We start from the raw sequence: 1,823 nt of genomic DNA, 5'->3' as shown, positions 1-1,823 counted from the left end.
CATCAATTGCAGGCCCAGAAGGGAAATTATTCCCTAAAGATGGAGGAGGAGGTGGCGGTACAATGGGTGTTTCAGGTATTACTGGAAATGATGGTGTAGGAGTATTGCTGTGTTCAAGTCCTTTTGCTTTCTGTAAATCTTGTGATTGATTTTGACATACTTCGTTGTTTTGCTGTTGTACGTTGTCCTTTCCAACAATTCCTTTCCTTCGGCTTTTGAACTTTTTGTGCAAATCAGCCATCAAATCTCCATTTTCTTGTTGCTTGCCACCTCCTGAGGGTATGGATTTATTATTAGCATTATTCTTTAGAGTAGGTGATGTTGGTGCACTGGATGTTCCAAGCGTTACTGAAAGTGATGATGTATGAGTATTGCTGTGTTCAAGTCCTTTTGCTTTCTGTAAATCTTGTGATTGTTTTCTACCAGGATCAACTCCTTTCTCGCTGTTTATTGCAGAAAGGTGTGAATTGATAAGATATGCAGCTAAGCTCAACATAACCAATGCAGAAACAAAAGCAATAACTGCAGAAGACACTGGCACTGCAGCACTACTTAATACCTCTAAAATGATGAAACACGTGTATACTCCAGCTACAGTACTGGATGTACATAATAATAAAATAGCAATTGAATATTTTAAGCCAGTTGCCTTTTTTTGTTCTGCTACAGATGACTTTTGATTTTCACTATCAGAGTGTACACCATTATGTTGTTCAGTCATAGGTTTTTTCGGCATAACCTGTTTAGTATTGCTTCTATCATTTTTAGTTTTGTCACTCGCATTATCTTCTTCTTTTGACTGAGCGCTATTTTTGGTTTCTGGATTCTTAACATGAATACTATTCTTGCTTCCTTCATCTGCAGTTTCGCTATTTACATTATGTTCTTCTTGTTTTTTCTTAAATAGTGGATTGTTTTCAAAATTAAGAGATGATTGTTGAACAGGACTCTTAGATTGACCTTTTTTTGGTTCAGTGTGACTGCTAATTCCTGATGTAGCCAAATTAGAAGGTTTTTTATTATCCTGTGGAAGTTTCCAATTCTTTAAACCTCCGGATGGTAAAGGAGGTGGTGGCGGAGCTGATGATGGTGTGTTACTATTAGATAAATCATTAGTAAGCATTTTTCTTCCTTATTATTAATATTATATTAATGATAATTAAATTATTAGTACTTGTCAATAATTTATGAGTAAGTTAATACTAAGATAATATATAATAAAAAGAAAAGAGAGAGGAGCAGTCTTCTAAGAAGAAATAGAAGCTGTTTTAAACCTCAAGTCATCACTTTGTTACTACAGCACATTATCGATGTTTTGGTATTCAGAATCATAAAAATAGCTTAGTGTTAGCTATTTTTATGATAACCTCTCTTAAACAATTGATATTTTACAGTGTTTTTGGTAAAATAATAGCTTAAGGCTTAGAATAAAAGTTTATGAGTGAAGCACAAAGTCCAAATATTGCAGAATGGCAGGCACAGCAGCAACACCAGGAAGCCGCTAGTGAGAAAAGTGGTTTCGGTCTTGGTCATAGTGACTCTGTTGCAACAATTGTGGATGGAATGAAGTGGATGTTCAACTTTCATGAAGGAGCAATTGCTGCTTATAATAATGTGTTTGAAGGTTTGGTCAGTGGTAGCAGTCTAGTAACGTTATTTGGGAAATCAGGTAATATGTTTGGCATAAAATTTCTTGAAAGTCTTGCTGAATATTTTTCAGGTGGAGGTGGAGAAGATATGCCATCAGAAGGAATGGGTATGGACTACGGTGATGAGGGGCATCATCCGGATGATTATCCCCACTCTAACAATGAAATAGCTCA

At 35.8% G+C, this 1,823-nt stretch carries 1 protein-coding gene and 1 pseudogene; one reads left to right on the top strand and one right to left on the bottom strand.

What is annotated here, in order from left to right; translation table 11 throughout:
* Positions 1-1,123 (bottom strand): annotated as a pseudogene (locus tag ACJ5GX_RS04085) (hypothetical protein); the annotation flags it as partial.
* 314 nt (positions 1,124-1,437) lie between these two features.
* Here ACJ5GX_RS04085 and ACJ5GX_RS04080 point away from each other — a divergent pair.
* Positions 1,438-1,823, top strand: a 386-nt coding sequence (locus tag ACJ5GX_RS04080) for a hypothetical protein (protein WP_495292731.1), incomplete at its 3' end; no start/stop codon positions are given.

Source organism: Wolbachia endosymbiont of Tuta absoluta (genome assembly GCF_059414725.1).
Note: the sequence above shows the minus strand (reverse complement) of the source record. Positions and strands in the feature narration are given on the sequence as shown.